This is a genomic window from Kribbella sp. NBC_00662 (assembly GCF_041430295.1).
GTDB lineage: Bacteria > Actinomycetota > Actinomycetes > Propionibacteriales > Kribbellaceae > Kribbella.
Genome location: NZ_CP109029.1, coordinates 3,531,055 through 3,552,295, shown reverse-complemented (window position 1 = coordinate 3,552,295; position 21,241 = coordinate 3,531,055). Strand labels below are relative to the sequence as shown.

Genomic DNA, 21,241 nt, shown 5'->3' with positions numbered 1-21,241 from the left:
GATTTCCGGACACCGCCATTAATAGCTGACACAAGTGTCTGTCGGTCGGCTCGGGACCGAAGTACGGTCGAAAAAGGTCGGCATTCTGAGGGTGACGGGAAGGGCGGGGTCGTGTCCACGACGCTGGAACCGGAGCAGGCTGAGCAGGAGACCGACGAGGGTGTCGTGCACATCCTCTGGATGAACGGTGGACTGAGCTGCGACGGTGACTCGGTCGCGCTGACGGCAGCCACCCAGCCGAGTATCGAGGAGATCGTCCTCGGCGCCCTGCCCGGGCTGCCGAAGATCGCGGTGCACTGGCCGCTGATCGACTTCGAGTGCGGCCCCGAGACCGGCGCGGACAACTTCATCGCCTGGTGGCACAAGGCGGACCGCGGCGAGCTCGAGCCGTTCGTGCTCGTGGTCGAGGGCTCGATCCCGAACGAGGCCGTACACGGCTCCGACGGGTACTGGGCCGGCTTCGGCAACAATCCGGCCACCGGTCAGCCGATGAAGACGTCCGAATGGCTGGACCGGCTGGCGCCGAAGGCCACCGCGGTGGTCGCCGTCGGCACCTGTGCGACGTACGGCGGGATCCACGCGATGGCCGGCAACCCGACCGGTGCCATGGGAGTGCCCGACTATCTCGGCTGGAGCTGGAAGTCGAAGGCCGGTCTGCCGATCGTCTGCGTGCCAGGTTGCCCGATCCACCCCGACAACCTGTCCGAGACGCTCGTCTACCTGCTGTACCAGGTGGCCGGCCAGGCTCCGATGATCCCGCTGGACGCCGAACTGCGGCCGCAGTGGCTGTTCGGCCGCACGGTGCACGAAGGCTGCGACCGGGCCGGGTACTACGAGCAGGGCGACTTCGCCAAGGAGTACGGCTCGGCCAAGTGCCTGGTGAAGCTGGGGTGCTGGGGCCCGGTGGTCAACTGCAACGTGCCGAAGCGCGGCTGGATCAACGGCGTCGGCGGCTGCCCGAACGTCGGCGGGATCTGCATCGCCTGCACGATGCCCGGATTCCCGGACAAGTTCATGCCGTTCATGGACGAACCGCCCGGCAGCAGGGTCTCGACCACCGCCAGCCTGGTCTACGGCACGGTGATCCGGCGGTTGCGCAAGTACACCCAGAACGCGAGCAACAAGGAACCCAAGTGGCGGACCAAGGGCTCCGATCTCAGCACCGGCTACGAGAAGGTGTGGTAGGCCATGACCGCCGTCGACCCGAAAGTCCGGCCGACCGACTCCAAGAACACCGACGTCGTCGAGATGGCGTGGGATCCGATCACCCGGATCGTCGGCAGCCTGGGCATCTACGCGAACGTGAACTTCAAGTCGAAGACGGTCGAGGAGTGCCACAGCACCTCGTCGATCTTCCGCGGCTACAGCATCTTCATGAAGGGCAAGGACCCGCGCGACGCGCACTTCATCACCAGCCGGATCTGCGGGATCTGCGGTGACAACCACGCCACCTGCTCGGTCTACGCGCAGAACATGGCGTACGGCGTCGCGCCGCCGCACCTCGGCGAGTGGATCGTCAACCTCGGCGAGGCCGCGGAGTACATGTTCGACCACAACATCTTCCAGGAGAACCTGGTCGGGGTGGACTACTGCGAGCGGATGGTCAAGGAGACCAACCCGGGCGTGCTCGAGCTGGCGAACCGCACCGAGGCGCCGCACGCCGGCGACCACGGCTACCGGACCATCGGCGACATCATGCGCTCGCTGAACCCGCTCGAGGGCGAGTTCTACCGCGAGGCACTGCACGTCAGCCGCTACACGCGCGAGATGTTCTGCCTGATGGAAGGCCGCCACGTCCACCCGTCCACGCTCTACCCGGGCGGCGTCGGCACGGTCGCGACCATCCAGTTGTTCACCGACTACCTGACCCGGCTGATGCGCTACATCGAGTTCATGAAGAAGGTCGTGCCGCTGCACGACGACCTGTTCGACTTCTTCTACGAGGCACTGCCCGGCTACGAGCACGTCGGCGAACGGCGGATCCTGCTCGGCTGCTGGGGCAGTCTGCAGGACCCGGCGCACTGCGACTTCACCTACCGCAACATGGAGGCCTGGGGCCGGAGGATGTTCGTCACCCCGGGCGTCATCGTCGACGGCGAACTCGTCACCAACAGCCTGGTCGACATCAACCTCGGCCTGCGGATCCTGCTCGGCAGTTCGTACTACGACGACTGGGCCGACGGCACGCACGAGAAGTTCGTCGACATCGACCCGCTCGGCAACCCGATCGACGTCCGGCACCCGTGGAACCAGCACACGCTGCCGAAGCCGCAGAAGCGCGACTTCTCCAACGCCTACAGCTGGACGATGTCGCCGCGCTGGTTCGACGGCACCGACCACCTCGCGCTCGACACCGGCGGTGGCCCGATCGCCCGGCTCTGGTCGACGGCCCTGTCCGGCCTGGTCAACACCGACTACATCCAGGCCACTGGACACAGCGTGAAGATCCAGCTCCCGCGGACGGCCCTCAAGCCGGCCACGGAGTACGAGTGGAAGATCCCGCAGTGGAGCAACGCGCTCGAGCGGAACCGGGCCCGGACCTACTTCCAGGCGTACGCCGCGGCGCTCGCGCTGCACTTCTGTGAGAAGGCGATGGCCGAGGTCAGGGCCGGCCGGACCGAGACGTGGACGCCGTTCAAGGTCCCGGAGGAGGCGATCTCCTGCGGCTTCACCGAGGCCGTCCGCGGGGTGCTCTCCCATCACCTGGTGATCCGGGAGGGCAAGATCGCGAACTACCACCCGTACCCGCCGACGCCGTGGAACGGCAGCGTCCGGGACAGCTACGGCACCCCCGGTCCGTACGAGGACGCCGTACAGAACACCCCGATCTTCGAGGAGAATCCACCGGAGCGGTTCAAGGGCATCGACATCATGCGGGCGGTCCGCAGCTTCGACCCGTGCCTGCCGTGCGGCGTGCACATGTTCGTCGGCAACGGGCAGGAGAAGACGCATCTCCACTCCCCGTCCATCGCCGTCAAGCCTTACTGACCATGGATCGACACGACGTCCAGGACCTGAGCGAACGGATCGACGTCCTGCTGGACGAGGTCCAGCGGCGCGCCGATCCCAAGCTGGCCGGACAGGTGGAAGAGCTGGTCCGCGCGGTGCTGACCCTGCACGGCGCCGGCCTGGAGCAACTGCTGGGCCTGTTGGACGAGCAGCAGGTCCGGCAGTTGGCCGGGGACGACCTCGTCGCCGGTCTGCTCCTGCTGCACGACCTGCACCCCGACGACGTCGCGACCCGGATCCAGCACGCGCTGGACTCGGTCCGTCCGTACCTGGGCTCGCACGCCGGTGGGATCGACTACCTCGGACTCGACGACGACGGCGTCGTACACCTGCGGCTGCAGGGCAGTTGTGACGGCTGCCCGGGGTCCACGGCAACGGTCCGGCTGACCGTCGAGAACGCCGTCCTGGACGCGGCGCCGGAAGCGATCGCGGTCGACGTCGAAGGCATGGTGAAGGACAAGCAGTCCCTGTTGACCATCGAGCCGTTCCGCCCCCACCGGGATGGCTGGCACCAGCTGGACCTGGCCCCACCCCCCGGCCAGGTCCAGCACCTAACTGTCGGTGGGCTCGACGTGATGGTGGCCAACCTGGCCGGCGCGTTGTTCGCCTACCGGAACACCTGCCCGGCCTGCTCGTCCGGCCTCCACCACGGCCGGCTGGACGGCGATCAGCTCACCTGTCCACGGTGCACAGCGCAGTACGACGTACGCCTGGCCGGGCGGGCTGTCGTGGGGGCGCCGCTCGAAGCGCTGCCGCTGCTGCCGGAGGGGTCGGGGTGGAAGGTCGCGATCCCGGGGGTGCAACCGGCGTGAGACCACCGCCGAACCTGCGCTCACTCGCGCGGAACAAGCCGCGTCCGGCCGTCGATCCGGTTGCGGTCCTTCGTGAGTTCACCGGCGGGGTCCGGGAGCAGGGTGCGCCGGGCGAGCAGTGCGAGATGTGCTCCGTACCGATCGGGCCGCAGCACTCGCATCTGGCCGACATCCAAGGTCACCGGCTGCTGTGCACGTGCCGATCCTGCTACCTGCTGTTCACGGACGGCGGCGCATCGCACGGGCATTACCGCTCGGTTCCGGAGCGCTACCGGGCCAACGCCGAGTTCGCTCTGTCTGCCGCGCAGTGGGACGCGATGGGGATCCCGGTCAACCTGGCGTTCCTGTTCTACCAGTCCGACCAGGGCCGGTACGTCGCCTTCTACCCCAGCCCGGGCGGCGCCACCGAGTCGCTGCTCGACCTGACCGCCTGGAACGAGGTGGTGGCCGGCGATCCCCGGCTGCAGGAGCTCCTGCCGGATGTGGAGGCCGTGCTGCTGCGGCGGCTCGACGACGGCTTCGAGTGCCATCTGGTGCCGATCGACGCGTGTTACGAGCTGGTCGGGATCGTCCGCCGGCACTGGGAGGGCTTCGCCGGCGGAGAGGAAGTCTGGCGGCGGATCGACGAGTTCTTCGCGGGAGTCCGGGAGCGCGGCCGTGGTTGACCTGGAGTTCAGCTGTACCGGCGCGGAAGCCGACCGGTACGCCGCGACGCCCTCGATCCGGATGCGGTTGCGGATCGAGGAGACGACCGGCACTCCGGTGCACGCGCTGGCGCTGCGCTGCCAGATCAGGATCGAGCCGATCCGGCGCCGCTACACCGACGAGGAAGCCGAGGGGCTCGCGGATCTGTTCGGCGATCGGTCCCGCTGGGGCGAGACGTTGAAACCGCTGCAACTGGCGTTCGTCACCCAAATGGTGCCCGGCTTCACCGGCGCGACCGAGGCCGACCTGAATCTCCCGTGCAGCTACGACTTCGACGTGGCTGCCCACAAGTACCTCTACGCCGTCTGCGAAGGCGGCGTACCGCTGCTGCTGTTGTTCAACGGGACGATCTTCACCGGCCATCCCGGCACCCTCTCGGTGACACCGGTCGCCTGGCAGAAAGAGACGACGTACGAACTGCCGGTCGCGGTGTGGCGGGAGGCGATGGACCAGCACTTCCCGGGTGCCGCCTGGCTACGGCTGCGGCGGGACACCTTCGACCGGCTGTACCGGTACCGCACGCGGGAAGCCCTGCCCGGCTGGGACGACGCGATCGAGCGACTCCTGAAGGAACAGCTGGAATGAACGAGTTCGACGCCGTCCAAGAGCTGGCGGACGCGCTGTTGTTCGAGGGGTACGTCCTGTATCCGTACCGCGCGTCGGACGGGAAGAACCGGGTGCGCTGGCAGTTCGGCGTGCTGATGCCGCCGGACTACTCGGCGGTGGACCCGTCCGAGCGGTCCTGGTCGCAGACCGAGTGCCTCCTCGACGGCGACGACGCGGTGATCAGCGTGCGGCTGCGCTTCCTGCAGGCCCAGTGGCGCCACGTCCTCGACGCCGACCGGACCGAGGTCACCGTGCTGGAGACCGACGATGCGACATACCGCCCGTGGGACGAGGCGGTGGTGCGAACCGTCGACATCACCACCCGGCTGCAGAGGTTCCCGCGCGAGGTGCCGTTCCAGCTGCCCGGCGGCACCGAGACCGAGCCGATCGGCACGGCCGGCTACCTCCGCCGGACCCGGCAGCCGATCAGCGGAACCGTTGCCCTGAGCATCAAAAAGCTCCCCGGCCCCTACGGCGTCACCCGGCTGCGGATCCGGGTCGGGAACACGACCGCGAACGGCAGCTCGGAGCGGGTCGGCGCACTCCGGCAGGCGCTGATCGCCCATCACGTCCTGGTCGCCGCCGACGGCTGCCGGTTCATCTCACTGCTGGAACCGCCCGAGTGGGCCGGTGCGTACGCGGCCGGCTGCGAGAACATCGGGCTCTACCCGGTGCTGGCCGGCGACCTCGTACTGTCCTCGCCGATCATCCTGTACGACCACCCGCGGATCGCGCCGGAGAGCGAGGGCGACCTGTTCGACGCGACCGAGATCGACGAGATCCTCAGTCTGCGCACGATGACGCTGACCGAGGAGGAGAAACGCGAGGTCCGCGGCACCGACCCGCGCGCCGCCGAGATGCTGGACCGGATCGACACCCTGCCGCCGGAGTTCCAGGACCGCCTGCACGGCACCATCCGCTACCTGCGCAAGGTCACCGAACCGGAGCCGGTCAGCAAGCCCTGGTGGGATCCCGGGATGGACAGCACGGTCTCGCCGGGGACCGACACGGTCCAGGTTCGAGGTGTTGCCGTAGGCAACGGTACGCGGGTCCGGCTCCGGCCCGGGGTGAAGCGGGCCGACGCCCAGGACATGTTCCTGACCGGGCGGTTCGGGACGGTGGTCGCCGTACTGTCCGATGTCGACGGTGAGACCCACGTCGCGGTCGCGCTGGACGGCGAGGAAGGCGACGTACAACGGTCGCACGGCCGGTACCTGTACTTCAGCCCGGACGAACTGGAGCCGTTGACATGACCGTTCTGGTGGCTGGTCTGGGCAACCTGTTCTGCGGTGACGACGCCTTCGGGGTGGCCGTCGTCGAGCAACTCTCGCAGCGCAGTCTCCCGGACGGCGTCGAGGTGCGGGACTTCGGGATCCGCGGGATCCATCTGGCCTATCAACTGCTTGAACCGTACGACCTCGTCGTGCTGGTCGATGCGGTCCAGCGCGGCGGGCCGCCGGGGACGGTCTACGTGATCGAGGCCGAGCCCGGCGCGGAGCCCGGTCCCGAGGTGAGTATGGACGCTCATGACCTCGGACCGGACGCTGTGCTCTCGCTTGTGCCGCGACTCGGTGGCAGTGTGGGTCCTGTAGTCGTGGTCGGCTGCGAACCGGCCGCCGTCGACGCCGGGATCGGACTGTCGGCGGCCGTCCAGGACGCAGTCGGGACCGCGGCGCAGCTGGTGGTCGACCTGATCACCGGTCGGGTCTCCGGACCGGCATCCCGGCCCGGTGTGGCGGAGGGGACGATGTGATGCGCTGGATGCTGATGGCCGTCGTACTGCTGGTGCTCGTCGGGCTGGGCTACTACGGACTGCAGGACATGCGACGCTACCTCCGGCTGAGGGACATGTAGCCAGATGTGCCTGGGCATTCCGGGCCGGGTGGTCGACTGCCCGAGCGGCGCCGACCTCGGCCGGGTCGAGGTGGCAGGGGTCGTCCGGGAGATCAACGTGTCGCTTCTCGACGGGCCGTTCGTCCCTGGTGAGTACGTGCTGATCCACAGCGGGTTCGCACTCGAACGGATGTCGGCGGAACGGGCCGCCGACGCCTACGCGTTCTTCGGGGTCGACCTGTGAACGGGCCGGCGATGTTCGCGCGGTACGCGTTCGCGCCCAACCAGCTCGGGTACTGCGGCCCCGCCGACGCGGGCGCCCTGCTCGAGGGCCGGACCGGTATCCGGTTCCGCGCGCTGGCCAAACAGTTCGAGGGCGCCTGGCCGCAACTGCGGGTGATCGCGGCGGCCACCGGTACGTCGGATCCCCTCGACCGCGAGGTGGTCGAGGCGTACTGGGTCGGCAACCGCTTGCTCGACCGGGCCGGCGACCCGCAGGACGGGCTGCCGCACCACAGCTTCCAGGTGTTCTGCCACTATCCGTGGGCGAGCCTGCTGCACGACGAACGCCGTACCGAACATGCGCTCCAGGTGCTCGACCAGTGCCGGATCCGGTGGGGCAAGGTGATCTCGGCCGCCGGCGGCCAGGTCGTCGTCGAGTCGCGGCCGCTGGTCTGGGACGGCAAGAGCCTGGCACTCGGCCTGCCCGGCCGGGACACCGCGACACTGGGTCTCGGCAGCGTGGAGCTGATCGAGCCGCTGCACCCGGGCGATTGGGTGTCGCTGCACTGGGGCTGGGTCTGCGACCGGCTCACCCACCCGCAATTGGTTGCCTTACGCCACTATTCGGCGTACCACCTGGAGCTGGTGAATCAGCGTCTGGGCGGCCGGGCCGGGATGTCCGGTCCGAGTATCCCGTGACCGTCGAGCTGGTTGACCACGCCGGGTGAGTTGAGTACGGCGGGCCGCGGCACCGGCCGGGTGTCCGGCGGACCGGACCGATCCGGCTCCCACCGAGCCGGATCCTCGGTCAGGCCGAGCAGGTAGGTCACCGTGCAGTCGAGGGCACCGGCCAGCTCGGGCAGCCGCACCACGTCGACCCCGGCGCCGTGCTCGAAGCTCGACAACGTCTTGTTGGTCGTCCGGATCCCGCGCCGCGCCAGCCGGCTCACCAGCTGCTTCTGCGTCAGCCCGAGTTGCACCCGCCGCGCACGCAACCGATGGCTGACCACCAGATGACGGTCAACAGCGACGTCGCTGCGATCCTCGAACATGCACCAACCCCCTGCGACAACCTTCCACCGCTACGCGGGACGGCGTCAATCGCTCCGCGGCCCGGATTCCATCTCGGCCAGGGCGTGCACCGTGTAGCGGGCGAAATTGAACACCGGCGCCCGGCCCAGCAATCGTTCGAACTCCTCGTGCGAGTCCACCTCGTAGATCCACGCCCCGCCGTGCGATCCGACCACGTGGTACCGGGCCAGCACCTTTCCCTCCCGCTCGAGCCGCTGCCCGTACTCCGGCATCGCGCCCACCGCCCGCGCCATCTCCGGCGAGAGCAGGCTCAGCTCCATCTGCCACAGCACGAGGAACTTCATCGTCAGTTCCTCAGGTGGAGGCGGCGGGCGGCTTCGGCCACCGAGCCCGAAATGGAGGGGTAGACGGTGAAGGACTGGGCCACCTGGTCGACGGTGAGTCGGGCGGCCACGGCGAGCGAGATCGGGTGGATCAACTCGCTGGCCCGCGGTGCCACGACCACCCCGCCGACGACGATCCCGGTGTTGGGCAGGCAGAAGAGCTTGACGAAGCCGTCGCGGACACCCTGCATCTTGGCCCGCGCGTTGTCGGCCAGCGGGACCTTGACGACCAGCGCCGTACTCCCGCCGGCGTCCACGACCGCCTGGGTCAGGCCGACGGTGGCGATCTCGGGGGCGGTGAAGACGTTCGCAGAGACCGTTGACTGGTCCAACGGTGTGACCGCGTCGCCCAGCGCGTGCGCCATCGCGATCCGGCCCTGCATCGAGGCCACCGAGGCGAGCATGAGTACGCCGGTGCAGTCACCGGCCGCGTAGACGCCGCGGGCCGTGGTCCGCGACACCCGGTCCACCTGCACGAAGCCGCCGTCGGTCAGCGACACGCCCGACTCGACCAGGTTCATGTCATCGGTGTTCGGCAGCGATCCGACCGCGAGCAGCGCGTGCGAACCCTCGACCGTCCGGCCGTCGGTCAGCGTCACCACGACCCCGTCGCCGTGGCGCTTCACCGACTCGGCCCGGGACTTGCTCAGCACCGTCAGGCCGCGCCGCTTGAACACGTCCTCCAGGACCGCGGCCGCGTCAGCATCCTCGCCCGGCAGCACCCGGTCGCGGGAGGACACCAGGACGACGTCGCTGCCGAGCGCGTCGTACGCACTGGCGAACTCCGCACCGGTCACACCGGACCCGACCACGATCAGCCGCTCGGGCAGCTCCTCGAGCTCGTAGACCTGCTCCCAGGTGAGGATCCGCTCGCCGTCCGGCTCGGACCCCTTGAGGATGCGAGGCCTTGCACCGGTGGCGATCAGGATCACATCGGCGTCCAGCCGCTCGTCGCCGACGACCACGGTCTCCGGCCCGTCGAGGCGACCGCGGCCCCGGATGATCCGGACCTTGTCACGGTCCAGCCGGCGCTCGATGCCCTCGGACTGGGCGGCCGCCAGCGCCTTGACCCGTTTGTTGACGACGGAGAGATCGACACGCACGGAATTCGCCGGGTTGTCGTCCCCGTCGTCAAGGCGGACCCCCAGCTCGCCGGCCTCCTCGACCTCGGTCATCACCTCGGCGGTGGCGATCAAGGTCTTGCTCGGAACCGCGTCGGTACGCACGCCGGAACCGCCGATCCCGTCGGAATCGACGACCGTCACCTCCCCGCCGAGTTGGGCGGCCGCACTCGCCGCTTCGTACCCGCCAGGACCGCCTCCGATGATCACAACTCGCGCCACGAGAGGCCATTGTTCCGTATCCTCGTTTTCCGTGACCCTGTACGCCGCATTTGCGTCGAATCTGGACCCGAACCTGATGGCCGACCGGTGCCCGTACTCCCCGCTGCGGGGGACCGGGTGGATCCACGGCTGGCGCCTGACCTTCGGCGGCGAGGAGCTCGGCTGGGAGGGCTCGATGGCCACCGTGGTCGAGGACCCGTCCGACCCGGCCAACCAGGTCTTCGTCGCGCTGTACGACGTCCACCCCAAGGACGTCGAGCGCCTGGACGAGTGGGAATGGATCGACCAGGACGTCTACAGCAAGATCCAGGTCCGGGTGCAGACCCTGGACGGCGAGCAGCTGGCCTGGATGTACGTACTGAACGCCTACGAGGGCGGCCTGCCCTCGGCCCGCTACCTCGGCATCCTCGCCGAGGCCGCCGAGGCAGCCGGCGCCCCGGACGACTACGTCGCGGACCTGCGTTCCCGCCCCTGTCAGTCGTCCGGTCATTAGAGTGCCCATGTGACCCAAGATCTGAAGGCCGCCGCCGACGCCTGGCTGAGCGAGGACCCCGACTCTGATACCCGCGCCGAGCTGCAGGCGCTGCTGGATGCCGGGGACACGGCCGAGCTGGCCGACCGCTTCGCCGGCACGCTCGAGTTCGGTACGGCGGGCCTGCGCGGAGCCGTCGGCGCCGGTCCGAACCGGATGAACCGCGTCGTCGTGATCCGGGCCGCCGCCGGACTCGCGGCGTACCTGAAGGCCAAGGGCCTCACCGACGGACCGGTGCTGATCGGGTACGACGCACGCCACAAGTCCGACGTGTTCGCGCAGGACACCGCCGCCGTGATCCGCGGCGCGGGCCTGGACGCCGTACTGCTGGACCGGCCGACCCCGACGCCGGTCGTCGCCTTCGGGATCAGGCACCTGCGCGCGGTCGCGGGCGTGGTCGTGACCGCGTCGCACAACCCGCCGCAGGACAACGGCTACAAGGTCTACCTGGGCGACGGCTCGCAGATCGTCCCGCCCGCGGACGCGGAGATCGCGGCCGCCATCGCGGCAGTCGGTCCGCTGGCCGAGGTACCGCGCGGCGACGACTGGCAGACGACGGGCGACGACCTGCTGAACGCGTACCTGGACCGGATCGCCGACCTGGTGCCGGCGGACGCCCCCCGGGAGTTGAACGTCGCCTACACGCCGCTGCACGGCGTCGGGCGGACGCTGGTCGAGGCGGCAGTCGCCCGGGCGGGGTTCGCCGCACCGCAGGTGGTGGCTTCCCAGGCCGACCCGGACCCGGACTTCCCGACCGTCTCGTTCCCGAACCCGGAGGAGCCGGGCGCGATCGATGCGGCGCTGGAGCTGGCCCGCTCGATGGGCGCGGACATCGCGGTCGCCAACGACCCCGACGCGGACCGGTGCGCTGTCGCGATCCCGGATGCCTCTGCGGACGGCGGCTGGCGGATGCTGCGCGGCGACGAGCTCGGCGCGCTGCTCGGTGAGTTCCTGCTCGCGCCCCGCCCGAACGGCGTCGCCGCCTGCTCGATCGTGTCGTCGTCGCTGCTCGGCAAGATCGCCGCGTCGTACGGCGTCCGGTACGTCGAGACGCTGACCGGGTTCAAGTGGATCGGACGGGTGCCGGACCTGGTGTTCGGCTACGAGGAGGCGCTCGGGTACTGCGTCGATCCGGCGGCCGTGAAGGACAAGGACGGCGTGTCGACGCTGGTCCGGGTGCTGCAGCTGGCCGCGCAGGCGAAGGCGGCAGGCCGGACGCTGCAGGACCTGCTGGACGATCTGGCCGTCAAGCACGGCCTGCACGCGACCGACCAGCTGGCCGTGCGGGTGGACGACCTGTCGCTGATCGCCCAGGCGATGGAACGTCTTCGCGCCACACCACCGGCGACGCTCGGCGACTACAGCGTCGAGCGGATCGACGACCTGAGCCAGGGATCCGAGACGCTGCCCCCCACGGACGGCCTGCGGTACACGCTGTCCGACGGTGCCCGCGTGGTCGTGCGGCCGTCCGGGACGGAGCCGAAGCTGAAGTGCTACCTGGAAGTGGTCGTGCCGGTCAGCACCGATGTCGCAAGTGCTCGGCGCCGGGCAGGCGAGAACCTGTCCGGCATCAAGCAAACCCTGTCGACCGCGCTGGGTCTGTAACCGCCGTACAGCAGCTGGGGAGCACCTGGCGGGTGGCTCCCCGGCTCAGCGTGCTGCGGCCGCGGCTTCGGCTTCCTCGGCGTGCAGTGAGCTCTGCAGCGACGAGTGCAGGATCCGGAGCGTGCTGGTGGACTGCATCAGCGCGTCCCGCTCGTCCGGGTTGCGGTTGGCGAGGGCGGTGATGTCGTTGATGCTGGCCTCGATCCGGGCGATCCGGTCGGCGACCGAACCCTCCTGGCTGCTGGCCTTGCGGATCGCGTCGGACGTGACCGTCCAGACGTCTTCCTTGTCGTTGGTCCGCCGCGACATGTCCACCATCTGGCTCAGCGCCGCGAGGTCGTGGTCGACCTGGGTGCGCTCCACCGGCGAGGTGATGCCGGTGGTCGCCTGCCGGAGCCGGGTGACGTGCCCGGACAGCTCCGACCAGGTGGAACGACCGCTCTTGATCTTGTCCAGCACCTTGGCGTACTCGGTGTTGAACTCGTCGTAGTTCACTGTCCTTGACTCCTGCCGTTCGAGGCTCGACTCAGAAACTCTAGGGCGTCCGCACCCGAAACAAGTAACCACACGATCGCAGATCGTGCGGGTGTCGCCAAAACGCAACAGCCGCCCGGTACGCCAACGCGTACCGGGCGGCTGAGTTACGTGCTACGAGACTTCGGTCCGCACCTGATATCAGGCGACGTACGCGGAAGACGCGTTGAAGGTGTTGCAGTTGCCCGCGACGGTGTAGCTGTGCCGCGCGTTGAAGCCGGCGGTGACCCAGAACGCGTGGTTCTTGATCGAACCGTGGTCCCGCACGCCGCCCGGCTGGTCGCCGCTGTTGCTGATCACCCAGTTGTACTGGGTCATGAAGCCACCGCTGAACGGGTAGTTGCGCTTGTTGGCGCCGTCCACCGCACCGCCGAGGCAGGACGCCTGCAGCTCACGACGACGGCTCTCCTCGAGCTGTGCCGCGTAGGTGCTGAAGGCCCGCTGACGCGCCCAGGACGCGTTCAGGATGCCGGTCAGCCACTGCACGTGGTGCCCGTACTCGTGCGAGAGCGTGAAGGTCGCGTACGCCCGCGCCATCGTCGGGCTCTGCTTCCAGTAGTTGATGATCACGTACGCCGGGATGTAGATGTACCCGTTGTCGACACCGCAGAAGAACGCGGTACCACCAGTGACCACGCCACACTTCGAGTTGACCGCGCTCGAGTTGTGGACGACGAGCTTCGGCGCCACCTTGTACGCCGCGCCCGCCTGCTTCAGCGGCAGGGCCCACGAGCCGTAGAGGCACTTGTACAGGTTGTTCTCGTACGCGACGACGCCCGCGAAGGTGCGCAGCGAGACGTTGAGCTCCTTGCACTTCGACGTGGGAATGGCGCCCGTCTTGTACAGCTTGTTGTAACGCACGACGTTCGTCAGCGACGACTTCGTGGTGAGACCGTCTCCAGCGGGCGGCGGGCCGGCGACCAGACCCGTGCCGATCTCGATCGGCTTCGTGTCGGCGGCCTGCGTGCCGGCCGTCGTCGTCGTGCTGGAGGTCTGCGCAGCCTGGGCGTTCGGCAGCGCCAGGGCGGCGAAGCCGGCCAGGGCACCGACCGCGGCCACGCCGCGCAGGGTGATACGGGAGAGGTTGACCATGAGCTCCACTCTCGATGTGTCTAGGGACCTGTCGGACCAATCCTGGGGTGCACAGGGGTTCACCCGAGGTTGAACACGGGTTCTGACGCGGCGATTCACGCCACAGTTCCCCTCACTGCCCCAGTTTTCCGCCCAGGAATCGCAACTGGTCAGGGAGCATACGCCGCCAGTAACCGGCGGTGTGCGCCCCGGCCTGCTGACCGCCGGCCGCCCGCAGCTCGGCCCGGAGCTCGCTCGCGGCCGGCCCGAACGGATCGTCCCGCCCGCAGTCGATGCGAACGGCAACATCCCGGAACCTCACCGCCCGGCCGAACACCTGACTCCGGTCGAAGTCCTCAGGCCCGTCGAACGCTCCCGCCTGTACTTCGTCGTACTTGCGATACAACGCCGGGCTCAGCGCCCCGACCGCGACCGCCCGCGACGACATGCCCCGGAGCAGTGCGCCGTACCCGCCCATCGACCAGCCGAGTACGCCGTACCGCGTGGTGTGCAGACCGCGATCGGCCAGCAGGGGAAGGAATTCGTGCTCGAGCATGAGGCCGGGATCGTTGCCGTCGGCCCGGCGATGCCAGTAGCTGTTCTGGCCGCCGTCGACGGTCGCGAGCGCGAACGCCGGCGTACCGGCGCGGACGGTCGCGGTCAGGTAGCGGTCGATGCCGAGGTCGTTGATCGCGGATGTGTGGTCGCCCCCACGACCGTGCAGCACGAGTACGACGGGCAGCTCCGCCGACGCGTCGTACCCGTCCGGGTAGATGACGCTGTAGCCGACCTCGGTACGACGGCCGGACGAGTCGAAGCTGCCCGACACCACCGGACCGGCGGGCACATCGGGTACGACGCCGTCCGGGCCGGTCAGGCCGAGAGCGTCGTGTATGCGGGCCCGGCCGGGGATCGCGCCGGTCTCGAGGGCTGCCACGCCGGCGACGCCGACCACCCCCGCCGCGACCCCGGTACGCAGGAGGACGCGGCGAGTGAGCACGCTCAGCGGACCACCGCGGACACGATCGCGACCACGGCGAGGACTCCGATCGCGATCAGCTCGGGCTTGGCCCAGCTGGTGATCACCTCGCCCTGCGACTGCTCGGAGAACTGGCCCTGGAGGGTCTCGATCCGGTTGACGACGAAGTCCGCCTTGGACAGCGAGTTGTCCGCCGAGAGCTTCCGGCCGCCGACACGCTGCTTACGAAGGTCGCGCATGATCAGTTGGACGCCGGGAGCGCGGAACCGGTTCGCCTCGGTGTGCACGCGGAGGATGTCGGTCACGTCGACGCCGGTCACCTTCGACCACGGGATCAGGTGGTCGCGCAGGTGGTTACGCAGCAGTAGATTCTCGGGGCTCAGCGTCACCGACGGCCGCATCAGGCCGACGTACGCGAGCACCATGAAGATCGCGATGATGCTGCCGACCAGCAGCCCGGTGGCGGTCCGCCACTCCAGGACCACGTCGACCAGGCCGAGCACGCCGATCACCAGGACGATGGCCCCGGTGATCCGGTTCGACGCGGACAGGTACTGCTCGCTCTCGGGCGACTTCGACTTCACCCGGACAAGGTAACTGCCTGTCCGGAACGGCACTAGACTGCCACAGGTGACCACACTCGACAGCGGCGTCGACAGCTTGGCCGACGTGACCTCGTCCGAGGATCGGCTGCGCCGGTTCCTGCTCGGGCTGCCGGGCGTCGACCAGGTCGGCGCCGAGGCCCGGGCCGCCACCCTGAGCACCCGGTCGATCAAGACCACCGCCAAGGCCTACGCACTCGACCTGGCGATCTCGATGATCGACCTGACCACGCTGGAGGGCCAGGACACCCCCGGCAAGGTGCGGGCCCTGTGTGCGAAGGCGAAACGGCCCGACCCGGCCGACCCGACCGCACCGCAGGTCGCCGCCGTCTGTGTCTACCCGGACCTGGTCGCCACCGCGAAGCACGAGCTGAAAGGCTCCGGGATCAACGTCGCGAGTGTCGCGACCGCCTTCCCCAGCGGGCGTTCCAGCCTCGCGATCAAGGTCCAGGACACCCAGGACGCGGTCGCGGCAGGCGCCGACGAGGTCGACATGGTGATCGACCGCGGCGCCTTCCTGTCGGGGCGTTACGGTCTGGTCTTCGACGAGATCACCGCGATCCGCGAGGCGGCCGGCGACGCGCACCTGAAGGTGATCCTGGAGACCGGCGAGCTGGTCACCTACGACAACGTCCGTCGGGCGTCCTGGCTGGCGATGCTGGCCGGTGCCGACTTCATCAAGACCTCCACCGGCAAGGTGTCCCCGGCCGCGACGCTGCCGGTGACGCTGGTGATGCTGGAGGCGGTCCGCGACTACCACGAGGCCACCGGGCTGCACATCGGCGTCAAGCCGGCCGGCGGGATCCGGACCGCGAAGGACGCGATCAAGTACCTGGTCACGGTCAACGAGACCGCCGGACCGGACTGGCTGGACCCGGAACTGTTCCGCTTCGGCGCCTCCAGCCTGCTGAACGACCTGCTGATGCAACGCACCAAGCTGGCCACCGGGCACTACCCGGGCCCCGACTACTTCACCTTGGACTGACAGGCATGAGCAGATTCGAGTACGCACCGGCCCCCGAGTCGCGGGCCATCGTCGACATCAAGTCGTCGTACGGGCTGTTCATCAACGGCCAGTTCACCGACGCGACGGACGGCAAGCCGTTCAAGACCATCAGCCCTGCCTCCGAAGAGGTGCTGGCCGAGGTGAGCGAGGCCGGTCCCGCCGATGTGGACAAGGCCGTTCGCGCGGCCCGCAAGGCCTTCGAGAAGGTCTGGGGCCCGATGAGCGGCAAGGACCGGGCGAAGTACCTGTTCCGGATCGCGCGGCTGATCCAGGAGCGCTCGCGTGAGCTGGCAGTGCTGGAGTCGCTCGACAACGGCAAGCCGATCCGCGAGTCCCGTGACGTCGACATCCCGTTGGTGGCGGCGCACTTCTTCTACTACGCGGGCTGGGCGGACAAGCTCGAGTACGCCGGTGTCGGCGACGACCCGCAGCCGTGGGGTGTCGCGGGCCAGGTGATCCCGTGGAACTTCCCGATGCTGATGCTGGCGTGGAAGATCGCCCCGGCGCTGGCCGCCGGCAACACCGTCGTGCTGAAGCCGGCCGAGACGACTCCGCTGACCGCGCTGGCGTTCGCGGAGATCTGCCAGCAGGCCGATCTGCCGCCGGGCGTGGTCAACATCGTCACCGGCGCGGGCCGGACCGGCCAGGCGCTGGTCGAGCACCCGGACGTCGACAAGGTCGCGTTCACCGGATCGACCGAGGTCGGCCGGGCGATCGCCAAGTCGGTGGCCGGCACGCACAAGGCGGTCACACTCGAGCTCGGCGGCAAGGCGGCGAACATCGTCTTCGAGGACGCGCCGATCGACCAGACCATCGAGGGCATCGTCAACGGCATCTTCTTCAACCAGGGCCATGTCTGCTGCGCGGGTTCGCGGCTGCTGGTCCAGGAGAGCGTGTACGACGAGGTGCTGGCGCGACTGAAGCGCCGGATGGGCACGCTGCGCGTCGGCGACCCGCTGGACAAGAACACCGATATCGGCGCGATCAACTCGGCGGCCCAGCTGGCGAAGATCCGCGAGCTGTCGCAGATCGGTGAGGACGAAGGCGCCGAGCGCTGGTCTCCGGAGTGCGAGCTGCCGGCCAACGGCTACTGGTTCCCGCCGACGGTCTTCACCGGGGTGTCCCAGGCGCACCGGATCGCCCGCGAGGAGATCTTCGGGCCGGTGCTGTCCGTGCTGACCTTCCGCACTCCGCAGGAGGCGGTCGAGAAGGCGAACAACACCCCCTTCGGGCTGTCCGCGGGGATCTGGACCGACAAGGGCTCCCGGATCCTCTGGATGGCGAACCAGCTGCGCGCCGGCGTGGTCTGGGCGAACACGTTCAACCGCTTCGACCCGACCTCGCCGTTCGGCGGGTACAAGGAGTCGGGCTACGGCCGCGAAGGCGGTCGCCACGGCTTGGAGGCCTACCTTGCCCACTAAGGACCCACAGAGGCTCGAGGTGCGAAAGACCTACAAGCTCTACGTCGGCGGCGCCTTCCCGCGCAGCGAGTCCGGCCGGTCGTACGTCGTGACCGATGCCAAGGGCAAGTTCCTGGCGAACGCATCGCAGGCCTCCCGCAAGGACGCCCGGGACGCGGTCGTCGCGGCCCGTAAGGCGTTCGGCGGCTGGCACGCGCGGACGGCGTACAACCGGGGCCAGGTGCTGTACCGGATCGCCGAGGTGATGGAGGGCCGGCACCAGCAGTTCAGCTCCGAGGTCGCCGCGTCCGAAGGGCTGTCGATCTCCAAGGCCCGCGCGGTCGTGGACGAGTCGATCGACCGCTGGGTCTGGTACGCCGGCTGGGCCGACAAGCTCGCCCAGGTGGTCGGCTCCAGCAACCCGGTCGCCGGCCCGTACTTCGACTTCTCGTTGCCCGAGGCAACCGGTGTGGTCGCGGTGCTCGCACCGCAGGACTCCAGCCTGCTCGGTCTGACCAGTGTGATCGCGCCCGCGATCGTCTCCGGCAACACGGTGGTCGCGGTCTCGTCGTACGAGCGGCCGCTGCCGGCCATCACCCTCGGCGAGGTGATGGCGACCTCCGACGTACCGGGCGGTGTGGTCAACATCCTCACCGGATCGGCGTCCGAGGTCGGCCCGTGGCTGGCGTCGCACATGGACGTCAACGCGATCGACCTGTGCGGGATCGTGGATCCGGAGGAGGCGACCGAGCTCGAGATCGCCGCGGCCGACAACCTCAAGCGGGTACGCCGTCCCGCCGAGGAGGACTGGTCCGCGGACCAGGGCCTGTCCCGGCTCACGCAGTACCTCGAGCTGAAGACCGTCTGGCACCCGATCGGAGTCTGAGTTTTGCTGAAGCCAGGTGACCGGGTCGCGATCGTCTCGCCGTCCCGGGGACTGCCGGAGATCTTCCCGGGCCCGTACGAGCTGGGCCTGCGTCGGCTGCGCGACGACTTCGGACTGGACCCGGTCGAGTACCCGACGACCCGGAAGCTCCAGTCCACACCGGAAGAGCGGGCCGACGACCTGCACGAGGCATGGTCGGATCCGTCGATCCGCGCCGTGTTCGCGAGCATCGGCGGCGACGACCAGCTCACGGTCCTGAAGTACCTGGATCCGGCCGTCTTCCGGGCGGATCCGAAGCCGTTCTTCGGCTACAGCGACAACACGAACCTGCTCAACTTCCTGCACACGTTGGGTCTGCCGGCCTTCCACGGCGGCAGCGTGATGGTGCAGTTCGGTCGCGGCGGCGCGCTGCATCCCGACACCGAGCGGTCGTTGCGGGCGGCAATGTTCACCGGCGGCGAGTTCGAGCTGACGCCGGCCCAGGGGTGGACCGACGTCGACCACGACTGGGCCGTCCCGGAGAACCTCTCGACCGAGCCGCCGCTGTTCCCCGGCACCGGCTGGACCTGGAGCGGCACGCAGACGGTCAGCGGGAAGCTGTGGGGCGGCTGCATCGAGATCCTCGACTGGCAACTGTCGGCGAACCGCTGGATGCTGCCGACCGAGTCGTACGGCGGGGTGTTCTTCGGCGAGACCAGCGAAGAGATGCCGCCGTCCGAGCACGTCTACCGGATGCTCCGCAACCTCGGCGAACGCGGCCTGCTCGAACGCTTCGACGCTGTCCTCTGGGGCCGCCCGAAGTCCACCTCGCTGTTCCAGGAGCTGACACCGGAGCAGTCCTTCGAGTACGTCACCGGTCAGTACCTCGCGGTCGATCGTGCGCTCGCGGAGTACAACCCGACCGCCGTGGTCGTGAAGGGTCTGGACATCGGGCACACCGATCCCCAGTTCGTTCTTCCGTACGGCGGCCAGGTCCGGATCGACCCCGCCGCGGAACGGATCACGGTCGTCTACTGAACTTTCGTGCTGGTGAGCGCCGGGTTCGGGTCGGGATAGCAGGCGACCGGGGCGGTGGTGGTGAGGAACTTCCACTTGATCTTGGCCTGCAGGGTGAGGCCGGGGTCGTCGTAGCTGGTGCCTTTCAGCTTGGTTTCGACGGTGGTGCCGCGGCGGCCGGACTTCAGTCGGACGGCGAGCGTGGGTAGTTGGTAGCTCGCGCCGCCGGGGATCGGACCGGCGACTTTGACGACGGCTGTGTTCCCCTCCAACTGCACCGACGGAGTGGAGTTCAGGCCTGAGCCGCCGGTCAGGTGGGCGCTGACGTACGACGTGTTGGCAGGCACCGGGATGCGGAGAGCCAGGTCGCGGACCTCCTGGAGCTTGAAGCCCTTGACCTCGCTCGGGAGCGTTCCGGGCTGAGGGTCGACGGCGATCGTGAAGCGGGTGTTGGCGCGGACCGCGGCCGGGGCCGTGGCGTTGATGCCTTGGCGCAGGGACACGGTGTGCTGACCGAACTTGGTGTTCGCTCGACAGGCATAGTTGGCGACCGGCTGGGCGTTGACCGGCGTGAGCAGGGCAAGAGTCACCATGAGACTGCAGAAAGTAGTCACTTGACTACTCTAAGAAATCACCGGCCGAAGAGGAACCAGCCGCCGACGCCGGCTGCGACGAAGACGACCGGTAGGGCCAGCAGGAACCACATCCGCGTCCGGCGACGTCGGCGTACCGGTGCGTCGGTCGCGACCGTGGTGTCCAGGGCCTCGTCGGTGATCGCGGTCCGCTCCTCGGCGCGCAGCGGGGCTTCCTGCTCCAACCGGTACGCCTCGGCCTCGAGCCGATCGGCCAGCGTGTCCGCGCGCTCCCAGCGGTCCGCGACCCGATAGGCCAGCGCCCGTCCGAAGATGTCGTCGAGCGGCCCGACCGAGTCGTGCAGCACCGACCGCAGGCTCGGCGGCGCCAGGTCCGGGTCGCGGTTCAGCACCTCGCCGATCGAGCCCGCGACGTACGGCGGGTGCCCGGTGATCAGCGCATACGCGACCGCGCCGACCGCGTAGATGTCCGCCCGCTCGTCGAATCCGCCGTCGCCGCGGCCCTGCTCGGGCGCCATGTACGACGGTGTGCCGACCGCCTGCGTGAGTCCGGATGCCTCCGCCGCCCGTTTCGCCAGCCCGAGGTCGGCCAGCACGATCCGATGGGTGCCGCCGCCGGACTCGTCACCCGGTCGCAGCAGCAGGTTCGCCGGGGTGACGTCGCGGTGTACGACGCCCTCGCTGTGCAGCGCGGCCACCGCCCGGGCCAGATCGGCGCCCCACCACAGCGCGTCCACCGCGTCGAGCGGGCCCTGCCGGAGGACGTCGCCGAGCGTGCCGCCGCCGATGTAGTCCATCACGAAGTACGGACGGCCGTCCTCGAGCTTGCCCAGGTCGAAGACCCGGACCACCCGGTCGCTGGCGATCCGGCGCATCAGCCGCGCCTCGGACAGGAACCGTTCGCGCACGTCGGCGCGCGACGCCCAGTTGTCCGCGAGGACCTTGACGGCGACGTCGACATCGAGGTCGTCGTCGTAGCCCCGCCAGACGGTCGCGAACGCGCCTGCGCCGATTTTGTCCTGCAACCGGTACCGCCCGATGACATCCATCCCGGCTATTGTCGACCACAAGTGAGCTCAACGGTGACTGGGG

Annotated in this window: 24 protein-coding genes; 15 read left to right on the top strand and 9 right to left on the bottom strand. The window is 69.0% G+C overall.

What is annotated here, in order from left to right; all coding sequences use genetic code 11:
* Positions 1-111: 111 nt before the first annotated feature.
* The 9 genes from OHA10_RS17940 to OHA10_RS17900 all read left to right on the top strand — a co-directional run bounded on the left by OHA10_RS17940 (position 112) and on the right by OHA10_RS17900 (position 7,886).
* Entirely contained in the window at positions 112-1,185 is a 1,074-nt protein-coding gene (locus tag OHA10_RS17940; protein ID WP_371407355.1) for a hypothetical protein, read from the top strand.
* Between the two features lie 3 nt (positions 1,186-1,188).
* Positions 1,189-2,988, top strand: coding sequence for a nickel-dependent hydrogenase large subunit (locus tag OHA10_RS17935; RefSeq protein WP_371407354.1), 1,800 nt, complete (start codon positions 1,189-1,191; stop codon positions 2,986-2,988).
* Positions 2,989-2,990: 2 nt separating this feature from the next.
* On the top strand, positions 2,991-3,821 hold the full coding sequence (locus OHA10_RS17930) for a NifU family protein (RefSeq protein WP_371407353.1): 831 nt from the start codon (positions 2,991-2,993) through the stop codon (positions 3,819-3,821).
* Positions 3,818-4,486: a DUF5947 family protein gene (locus OHA10_RS17925; RefSeq protein ID WP_371407352.1), complete on the top strand. Its 669-nt coding sequence runs from the start codon at positions 3,818-3,820 to the stop codon at positions 4,484-4,486. The genes OHA10_RS17930 and OHA10_RS17925 overlap by 4 nt, the downstream gene beginning before the upstream one ends.
* Positions 4,479-5,111, top strand: a complete 633-nt coding sequence (locus tag OHA10_RS17920; RefSeq protein ID WP_371407351.1) for a DUF6084 family protein — start codon at positions 4,479-4,481, stop codon at positions 5,109-5,111. Before OHA10_RS17925 ends, OHA10_RS17920 begins: the two co-directional genes overlap by 8 nt.
* Positions 5,108-6,385: a hypothetical protein gene (locus OHA10_RS17915; RefSeq protein WP_371407350.1), complete on the top strand. Its 1,278-nt coding sequence runs from the start codon at positions 5,108-5,110 to the stop codon at positions 6,383-6,385. Before OHA10_RS17920 ends, OHA10_RS17915 begins: the two co-directional genes overlap by 4 nt.
* A complete protein-coding gene (locus tag OHA10_RS17910) occupies positions 6,382-6,885 on the top strand; it encodes a hydrogenase maturation protease (protein ID WP_371407349.1) in 504 nt (167 codons plus the stop codon). The genes OHA10_RS17915 and OHA10_RS17910 overlap by 4 nt, the downstream gene beginning before the upstream one ends.
* Positions 6,886-6,990: 105 nt before the next feature.
* On the top strand, positions 6,991-7,209 hold the full coding sequence (locus tag OHA10_RS17905; RefSeq protein ID WP_371407348.1) for a HypC/HybG/HupF family hydrogenase formation chaperone: 219 nt from the start codon (positions 6,991-6,993) through the stop codon (positions 7,207-7,209).
* Positions 7,206-7,886 carry a DUF6390 family protein gene (locus tag OHA10_RS17900; RefSeq protein WP_371407347.1) on the top strand — a complete coding sequence of 227 codons (681 nt, stop codon included), beginning with the start codon at positions 7,206-7,208 and terminating at the stop codon, positions 7,884-7,886. Before OHA10_RS17905 ends, OHA10_RS17900 begins: the two co-directional genes overlap by 4 nt.
* Here OHA10_RS17900 and OHA10_RS17895 read toward each other — a convergent pair.
* From OHA10_RS17895 to OHA10_RS17885, 3 genes are read right to left on the bottom strand one after another with little or no spacing between them, the layout of a single operon-like run.
* Positions 7,838-8,239 (bottom strand): helix-turn-helix domain-containing protein, encoded by a 402-nt coding sequence (locus tag OHA10_RS17895; protein ID WP_371407346.1) that lies wholly within the window; start codon positions 8,237-8,239, stop codon positions 7,838-7,840. The genes OHA10_RS17900 and OHA10_RS17895 overlap by 49 nt on opposite strands.
* A gap of 45 nt (positions 8,240-8,284) precedes the next feature.
* Entirely contained in the window at positions 8,285-8,563 is a 279-nt protein-coding gene (locus tag OHA10_RS17890) for a muconolactone Delta-isomerase family protein (RefSeq protein WP_371407345.1), read from the bottom strand.
* Positions 8,564-8,565: 2 nt separating this feature from the next.
* On the bottom strand, positions 8,566-9,945 hold the full coding sequence (locus OHA10_RS17885) for an NAD(P)H-quinone dehydrogenase (RefSeq protein WP_371407344.1): 1,380 nt from the start codon (positions 9,943-9,945) through the stop codon (positions 8,566-8,568).
* A gap of 31 nt (positions 9,946-9,976) precedes the next feature.
* Here OHA10_RS17885 and OHA10_RS17880 point away from each other — a divergent pair, with 31 nt between their 5' ends.
* Both OHA10_RS17880 and OHA10_RS17875 read left to right on the top strand, forming a co-directional pair.
* Entirely contained in the window at positions 9,977-10,438 is a 462-nt protein-coding gene (locus OHA10_RS17880) for a gamma-glutamylcyclotransferase (RefSeq protein ID WP_371407343.1), read from the top strand.
* Between the two features lie 9 nt (positions 10,439-10,447).
* Positions 10,448-12,082, top strand: coding sequence for a phospho-sugar mutase (locus OHA10_RS17875; RefSeq protein ID WP_371407342.1), 1,635 nt, complete (start codon positions 10,448-10,450; stop codon positions 12,080-12,082).
* 45 nt (positions 12,083-12,127) lie between these two features.
* Here the strand turns inward: OHA10_RS17875 and OHA10_RS17870 are convergent, their stop codons facing one another.
* The 4 genes from OHA10_RS17870 to OHA10_RS17855 all read right to left on the bottom strand — a co-directional run bounded on the left by OHA10_RS17870 (position 12,128) and on the right by OHA10_RS17855 (position 15,250).
* Positions 12,128-12,577, bottom strand: a complete 450-nt coding sequence (locus OHA10_RS17870) for a hypothetical protein (RefSeq protein WP_130444202.1) — start codon at positions 12,575-12,577, stop codon at positions 12,128-12,130.
* Between the two features lie 180 nt (positions 12,578-12,757).
* Positions 12,758-13,708, bottom strand: a complete 951-nt coding sequence (locus OHA10_RS17865; protein ID WP_371407341.1) for a neutral zinc metallopeptidase — start codon at positions 13,706-13,708, stop codon at positions 12,758-12,760.
* Between the two features lie 112 nt (positions 13,709-13,820).
* The gene (locus OHA10_RS17860; protein ID WP_371407340.1) at positions 13,821-14,687 is read right to left on the bottom strand and encodes an alpha/beta hydrolase; all 867 of its coding nucleotides are present in this window, start codon (positions 14,685-14,687) and stop codon (positions 13,821-13,823) included.
* Positions 14,688-14,689: 2 nt separating this feature from the next.
* Complete coding sequence (locus tag OHA10_RS17855) at positions 14,690-15,250, bottom strand: PH domain-containing protein (protein WP_371407339.1); 561 nt, start codon at positions 15,248-15,250, stop codon at positions 14,690-14,692.
* A gap of 46 nt (positions 15,251-15,296) precedes the next feature.
* On the opposite strand from OHA10_RS17855, the gene deoC reads away from it, so the two are divergent.
* From deoC to OHA10_RS17835, 4 genes are read left to right on the top strand one after another with little or no spacing between them, the layout of a single operon-like run.
* Positions 15,297-16,253, top strand: a complete 957-nt coding sequence (gene deoC, locus OHA10_RS17850; protein ID WP_371407338.1) for a deoxyribose-phosphate aldolase — start codon at positions 15,297-15,299, stop codon at positions 16,251-16,253.
* A 5-nt stretch (positions 16,254-16,258) separates the two neighbouring features.
* Entirely contained in the window at positions 16,259-17,695 is a 1,437-nt protein-coding gene (locus tag OHA10_RS17845; RefSeq protein WP_137252830.1) for an aldehyde dehydrogenase family protein, read from the top strand.
* Positions 17,696-17,714: 19 nt separating this feature from the next.
* A complete protein-coding gene (locus tag OHA10_RS17840; RefSeq protein ID WP_371407337.1) occupies positions 17,715-18,560 on the top strand; it encodes an aldehyde dehydrogenase family protein in 846 nt (281 codons plus the stop codon).
* A 3-nt stretch (positions 18,561-18,563) separates the two neighbouring features.
* Positions 18,564-19,577 carry a S66 peptidase family protein gene (locus tag OHA10_RS17835; protein WP_371407336.1) on the top strand — a complete coding sequence of 338 codons (1,014 nt, stop codon included), beginning with the start codon at positions 18,564-18,566 and terminating at the stop codon, positions 19,575-19,577.
* Here OHA10_RS17835 and OHA10_RS17830 read toward each other — a convergent pair.
* Both OHA10_RS17830 and OHA10_RS17825 read right to left on the bottom strand, forming a co-directional pair.
* Entirely contained in the window at positions 19,571-20,170 is a 600-nt protein-coding gene (locus OHA10_RS17830; protein ID WP_371407335.1) for a hypothetical protein, read from the bottom strand. The two genes, OHA10_RS17835 and OHA10_RS17830, sit on opposite strands and share 7 nt — an antisense overlap.
* Before the next feature lie 17 nt (positions 20,171-20,187).
* Positions 20,188-21,198, bottom strand: a complete 1,011-nt coding sequence (locus OHA10_RS17825; protein ID WP_371407334.1) for a serine/threonine-protein kinase — start codon at positions 21,196-21,198, stop codon at positions 20,188-20,190.
* Positions 21,199-21,241: the final 43 nt, after the last annotated feature.

What these genes read in the sequence shown, in the direction of transcription:
- OHA10_RS17935 (WP_371407354.1), top strand. Translation starts at nt 1,189, where the DNA reads ATGACCGCCGTCGACCCGAAAGTCCGGCCGACCGACTCCAAGAACACC.
- OHA10_RS17930 (WP_371407353.1), top strand. Translation starts at nt 2,991, where the DNA reads ATGGATCGACACGACGTCCAGGACCTGAGCGAACGGATCGACGTCCTG.
- OHA10_RS17915 (WP_371407350.1), top strand. Translation starts at nt 5,108, where the DNA reads ATGAACGAGTTCGACGCCGTCCAAGAGCTGGCGGACGCGCTGTTGTTC.
- OHA10_RS17910 (WP_371407349.1), top strand. Translation starts at nt 6,382, where the DNA reads ATGACCGTTCTGGTGGCTGGTCTGGGCAACCTGTTCTGCGGTGACGAC.
- OHA10_RS17905 (WP_371407348.1), top strand. Translation starts at nt 6,991, where the DNA reads ATGTGCCTGGGCATTCCGGGCCGGGTGGTCGACTGCCCGAGCGGCGCC.
- OHA10_RS17895 (WP_371407346.1), bottom strand. Translation starts at nt 8,239, where the DNA reads ATGTTCGAGGATCGCAGCGACGTCGCTGTTGACCGTCATCTGGTGGTC.
- OHA10_RS17890 (WP_371407345.1), bottom strand. Translation starts at nt 8,563, where the DNA reads ATGAAGTTCCTCGTGCTGTGGCAGATGGAGCTGAGCCTGCTCTCGCCG.
- OHA10_RS17865 (WP_371407341.1), bottom strand. Translation starts at nt 13,708, where the DNA reads ATGGTCAACCTCTCCCGTATCACCCTGCGCGGCGTGGCCGCGGTCGGT.
- OHA10_RS17845 (WP_137252830.1), top strand. Translation starts at nt 16,259, where the DNA reads ATGAGCAGATTCGAGTACGCACCGGCCCCCGAGTCGCGGGCCATCGTC.
- OHA10_RS17825 (WP_371407334.1), bottom strand. Translation starts at nt 21,198, where the DNA reads ATGGATGTCATCGGGCGGTACCGGTTGCAGGACAAAATCGGCGCAGGC.